Below are 5,385 nucleotides of genomic sequence, written 5' to 3'. Positions count from 1 at the left end.
ACTGGTGAGCCACGAGGTGATCATTGAGCTCATTGGGGCGACCACGACCCAAGGCGGGCTGAAAATCCAGGCGGCGTTGGATGAACGGCCTTATGCCAAAGGGATCAAAGTCAGCAATGCTGAATTGCCCACGGTCCAGCCCACGCCAGACGAATTCCACGGCGAATGGAACTACAGTATTCATCCCACACCAGCCCGATAATTGTTCAAGTTATTTATGCTAGATGCCTAAGTGTGTTGTGGCCGTTGATGCTCATCGCGCAGGACCCGCAGATCCCCTCGCGGCATGAGCGCCGGAACGCGAGCGTCGAATCGATCTCGTTCTTGACGGTAAAGAGCGCATCCAGAACCATCTTTCCGCAGCGCTCTGCGTCCACCTCATAGGTGTCGATGCGGGGGCCTTGACGGCTGTCTGGATCGTAGCGGTAGATGCGAAAGCGCAGAATAGATGATGCACGGTCTTCCGCGCGAAATGTCTTGCCCTGTGCTATAGCCGATCCAGGCGGAAGCCGAAATAGACCCATTGCAACCTCTGAACAATATCCCCTAGCCCTAAACTGAGTCGAGCGGTTAGACCGGTTTGGAAGTGTTCTCTAGCACCTCACCTAACCAGAGAGATCTGCACCAGCGTCTTTAGTCACGAGACCGCCCAGCGCGACAACCCGGTGACCTTGTTATCTTGCTGCAAAAAAGACGGCAATCCGGTCGCGGTGATCGTTTCCAACGCCAAGGCCATTCGCGAGGGCGGTGGTACCGGCGTGGAATAGGCGGTCAAAGAGGCCGTGCGCAAGCGATCGGAACGACTGCCCTCTTACCAGCGCATCGCCGACTACGCCATTACCCACGAACGCCTGGCCCGGACGTGTCTGGGCAAGCTCCAGCGCTATCATCTGGCCGAGCGCTATGAGCAGGCCAAACAAGGAAAAGAGCGAAATCGAGCCTGGCCCTCGCGCACGCTCCGCTTAAAAACGTTGATCAAACTGCCTCCGAGGATGATCTGGATGGCGCGCTCACTCAGCGCATGCTCAAGCTGATAGCGTTTGCTCTTGGTTTCATTGCGAACTTCAATCGGGCCGCACTGTTGGATGGCTTCGCGCACATCCGACAGGAGCAGCACATCGCCCTGGTCTATGGTGTCGTAGTCATCTGGGGTCCGCGAAGGTCAACGGCAGGATTGCATAGTTGATGAGGTTCTGGCGGTGGATGCGGGCAAAGCTCTTGGCGATCCCGGCCCTCAATCCAAGATACCTCGGCGCCAAGGCCGCGTGCTCGCGACTCGATCCCTGCCCGTAATTCCGGCCAGCCACCACGAAGGAGCCCTGCTCTTTGTGTTTCATGGCTCGCCGATAATTAATGCACGTCCACCACCCCGAAGGTGAACTTGGCAATCTCCGGGATGTTGCTGCGAAAAGGCAACACTTCGGCGCCGGCGGGCAGGATCTCGTCGGTAGAGACATCATCGCCCATCTTCAGCAACACCGGACCCTTCAGGCTGTTTGGCAAGGATCGAATTCCGGCAGCGGCTGAATGTTCGGTCCCTTGATCAGATCGATGGCTTCACCGTCCTGCGGGGGCGGCACCAGCATATCGGCGTTGATGCGGATCTGCTCTGGCTCGGCAAAGCAAGGGTATGCCATGCCTAGCGTGCGCGGATCGGTGATGACGCCGGTCAGTGCGGAGGCCGTGGCGGTCTCGGGGCTGCAAAGATAGACTTGATCTTCCTTGGTGCCCGAGCGCCCTGGGAAATTCCTGGGCACCGTGCGCAAGCTGATTTTGTCCGTGGCCGGGGCCTGGCCCATGCCGATACACCCATTGCAGCCCGCCTGGTGCAGCCGCGCTCCGGCGCGAATAAGCTTCGCCAACAGCCCCATCGCGATGAGGTTCTCCAGGATCTGGCTGAGGTGGGATTGATATCGAAGGAGACGCGCGCATGCACCTGCTTGCCATCGACCATGAGCGCCGACACTGCAAAATCGCGGCAGCCGGGGTTGGCTGAGGAGCCGATATAGGCCTGATAGAGCTCCCCGCCTGCCACTTCGCTCACCGGCACCACGTTGCCAGGGCTGGTGGGGCAGGCGATGAGCGGCTCGAGTTGCGAAAGATCGATGCTATCTTCCTTCCTCATAGCTCGCGTTCTCGTCGGCGGCGATCCCCCTCCAGCAATCCTTACGGCCCTGCTGTTTCAAGAACGCTTCCACCGTCTCATCAGACGGAAACACCGAAGTGGTCGCGCCGAGTTCCGCGCCCATATTGGCGATGACGTGACGGTCCATAGCGGAGAGATCTTTCACTCCCGGACCGTAATATTCAATGATTTTCCCACTGCCGCCCTCCACACCGTGACGGCGCAACATCTCAAGAATCACCTCCTTGGCACTCACCCACTCACGCAAACTCACCACCAGTTGTACGCCCATCACCCTGGGCATGGTAGATAAAACGGCTCACCGGCCATCGCCGCGGCGACTTCTAGACCACCCGCTCCGATCGCCAGCATACCGAGTGAACCGGCAGCGCATGTGTGGCTGTCCGAGCCCAAAAGCGTCTTGCCTGGAACTCCAAAACGCTCCATATGCACGGGATGGCTCACCCCGTTGCCCGGTCGGCTATACCAGAGGCCGTACTTTTGGCAAGCGCTGTACAGGAACAAATGATCCTCGGCGTTCTCGGCATCGGTCTGAAGCAGATTGTGATCCACGTATTGCGCCGAGAGCTCGGTCTTAACCCGGGGCAGGCCCCATCGCCTCGAACTCCAACATCACCAGCGTGCCGGTGGCATCCTGGTAAGTGTTTGATCGATGCGCACCGCCACGGGCTCTCCGGCTACCTAGGTCTACCGGCAACCAAGTGGGTCTCAATCAACTTTTTGCGTCAGATTCTGCCCCATGAGTGGAGATCCCAGCCTTACGCGCTACCCGCTATGCGCCAGTTTTGGACATCAAGCCCGAGCGGTTGGTGCAGGCAATAAGGGGCGGAGGCCTGGGATTTCGGGGTTGCACGGCTCCTCGGTAGGCGCTTAAGGTGCGTTTGACCCGGGCACGTGCGCCTTTCAATCCGTCGCACTCGATAAGGAAAGCAAATACGTTTCGGCTCAATGCACACCCGTTTCCACGGAATTCCCGCCTTGTTTCCAATCCCGCAGGCCGGCTGCGTAGTCGTATACCCGGGTGAAGCCGCGCTTCGTCAGCTTTTCGGCTACGCTGTCTGAGGCGTGGCAATCCGTTGAGGCGCAATACACGACGATCTCCTTGTCTTTGGAAAACCGGTTCACGAAGACACTCTCATCGCCTTCCGGGATATTGATCGATCCGGGAATGTGCTCTCGCTCGAAGGCCTCCGGCTTTAGCACATTAACCAATGCATATCCTTGCTCGGCATCTTGATTATTCGGCAGCGTCGTCCTCACCCTCTGCTCGAGGTCTTGTCGGTTAATCATAGAGTAACTTTGTTCAGCCATGATGACCTCCGCAAAAAGTTAAGGCGTCAATTTGAGAAGGCATGTATCATGCCATCCGAGCCCAATTCTAAAAATCCACCAGACAACAAAGTGTTAGAGCGGTTTACCACAACGAGCGAACGCGATCGAACGCGATCGTTTTTGTAATTTTTGCAAGCTATGCCCTGGCTCACGTGCGCGAGAGGACATCAACGAGCACAATGACGATCCAGCATACCTTTCAATCGTTCACGTGTTTAGGTCTGCATATGTACTGCCGCACCGGCCTGTGATCAGTAAGCATTACAGGGATAATGGTAACCCTTACCGACCGCACGCTAGAGATACCGCGAAGGTGTGCTAATGGGTTGAACTTATTGACAGAAATATCTAATGCAATCGGTGGCACAGGCGTTGCCGCGACAAGCGATGACCGAGTCTGGACCTCGCTTAGGCGCCCGAAGGTAAGGCTATTCCACGAAGTTAGGTCCAGATGAATTTCGGAACTAGGGAACGCCTGCACAAGTCTACCATCTGATGGGTAGGCGCGAATACAGGCGAGGACGGTAATGAGCAAACAGATGACACTGGGCACGGGTTTCGACACGTGCAGCAAGGGGCTGGCGTCGGCCCAGTAGGCTGTGCTCAGGATACTTCCGCGCGGGCCAACCGCTTCTCGCGAGCGCCGTCCGCCTTCGCCGCGTTCCATGGCACGACCCGGAGGCACGGCGTCGCAGACGATCAAAACCCTCGAAACCAAGGCTATCTGACGCGCATGCGGTCAGAGGCCGATGGGCGGAATGCCCGGCTCGATCTGACCGACAAGGCAAGGCCATTATTGTGAACGAACTCTTCGAAGCCCTGGTCCGTGCCGCGGACGCCCTACGCCCCGGCGTCCGGGTCACTTCGCTAACGCCGCCTTGCAGCACATGCTCGGGCACGTGGCGTGGGAGAGAGGCAAACCTCCCTATCGGCACCTGCGCGTTGTGTGAGCATCTGGAAGGCGACGGCTGCTCCCGGGAGGAACAGGCGCCCTATGCCTGCGGATCCGCGAGCGAGCCGCTGCTTCTGGGGGAACTCGGCGAGCTCTGCATCTACTTCGTTCCAGGCAAGCCCACGGCGATGAAGGACGCCGTCACCGGAGCCGTATCGCGATGAGTCCTGTTCCCGCATCAGCGATCACCATCGCAGACGGCGATATCACCATCGATGCCGAGCTGCTCGCGCCCAAGCTCAGCTTGTCGGCCGAAGCGCTGAAGGCCGAGATGCGTAAGGGCAACGTCTCCAGCGTCGCCGAGACAGGCATCAACGAGGACGCCGGACGCACACGGGTTACTTTCAGGTATCGCACGCAAGCCTGGACCGTGGTGGTCGATCCCGACGGTACATTGCGCGATCGATTGTCCTTCATGCTGGTCGAAAGCGTCGCGCCCGCCGCCAAAGCCTCGCCGGCGAACACCGATCACCTAAGTCTGCTCGACCTCGTCAGGACCGCATCATGACTGCCACAGCTTGGGATCTCGCCGCGAGACGAGCGTTAAGGACAACACGCCTGAAACGGTCGCCTGCCGGCTTCGAGCGCATCTCCAAGCGGTCGCCACACAGCGCCGCTTACCGATCACCTATCAGAAGGTGGCCAAAGGGTTGCTGCTCGCACCCCCGAACACCATTCATCAGGTCACGGAGGCATTGGAGCAGCTCATGGCAGAGGACGCGGCGGCCGACCGCCCCTTTCATCTCGGCCATGGTTATCAGCAAGGCGCGCAGCGGCTTGCCGGCGTCGGGGCTTCTTCGACTGCGTGGCTCGGTTCGGACGCTTCGCGCCAAGGGCTTCCTCATGGTCTCGGCCTTGCCTCTGACGCGTTCCTCTTATCACGCCGGCGAAGATTTCGCCCGTCTACGGGCTGCGCGTGAGGCGCTACTTCTTCCGGCCCAAGGCGACCCTCAAC

At 59.0% G+C, this 5,385-nt stretch carries 5 protein-coding genes and 3 pseudogenes; 4 read left to right on the top strand and 4 right to left on the bottom strand.

What is annotated here, in order from left to right; genetic code table 11:
* Positions 1-202: ISAzo13 family transposase (locus M3461_05090; protein MDQ3773766.1), on the top strand; the 202-nt coding region annotated here is incomplete at its 5' end.
* 28 nt (positions 203-230) lie between these two features.
* On the opposite strand, the pseudogene M3461_05085 reads toward M3461_05090, so the two are convergent.
* The 4 genes and pseudogenes from M3461_05085 to M3461_05070 all read right to left on the bottom strand — a co-directional run bounded on the left by M3461_05085 (position 231) and on the right by M3461_05070 (position 3,457).
* A pseudogene (locus M3461_05085) lies at positions 231-524 on the bottom strand (2Fe-2S iron-sulfur cluster-binding protein).
* A gap of 150 nt (positions 525-674) precedes the next feature.
* Positions 675-920 (bottom strand): hypothetical protein, encoded by a 246-nt coding sequence (locus M3461_05080; GenBank protein ID MDQ3773765.1) that lies wholly within the window; start codon positions 918-920, stop codon positions 675-677.
* A pseudogene (locus M3461_05075) lies at positions 902-2,862 on the bottom strand (aconitate hydratase). Before M3461_05075 ends, M3461_05080 begins: the two are co-directional and overlap by 19 nt.
* 229 nt (positions 2,863-3,091) lie before the next feature.
* Positions 3,092-3,457, bottom strand: a complete 366-nt coding sequence (locus M3461_05070) for a rhodanese-like domain-containing protein (protein ID MDQ3773764.1) — start codon at positions 3,455-3,457, stop codon at positions 3,092-3,094.
* A gap of 963 nt (positions 3,458-4,420) precedes the next feature.
* Between M3461_05070 and M3461_05065 the strand changes: the two genes are divergently transcribed.
* The 3 genes and pseudogenes from M3461_05065 (at position 4,421) to M3461_05055 (ending at position 5,385) form a co-directional block, all read left to right on the top strand.
* Positions 4,421-4,594 (top strand): hypothetical protein, encoded by a 174-nt coding sequence (locus tag M3461_05065; protein MDQ3773763.1) that lies wholly within the window; start codon positions 4,421-4,423, stop codon positions 4,592-4,594.
* Positions 4,591-4,938, top strand: a complete 348-nt coding sequence (locus tag M3461_05060) for a DUF6522 family protein (protein MDQ3773762.1) — start codon at positions 4,591-4,593, stop codon at positions 4,936-4,938. Before M3461_05065 ends, M3461_05060 begins: the two co-directional genes overlap by 4 nt.
* A gap of 317 nt (positions 4,939-5,255) precedes the next feature.
* Positions 5,256-5,385, top strand: a pseudogene (locus M3461_05055) (lipoyl synthase).

It is taken from the genome of Pseudomonadota bacterium (genome assembly GCA_030860485.1).
Taxonomy (GTDB): Bacteria; Pseudomonadota; Gammaproteobacteria; order JACCXJ01; family JACCXJ01; genus JACCXJ01.
This window is presented reverse-complemented; position numbering and strand designations above follow the sequence as displayed.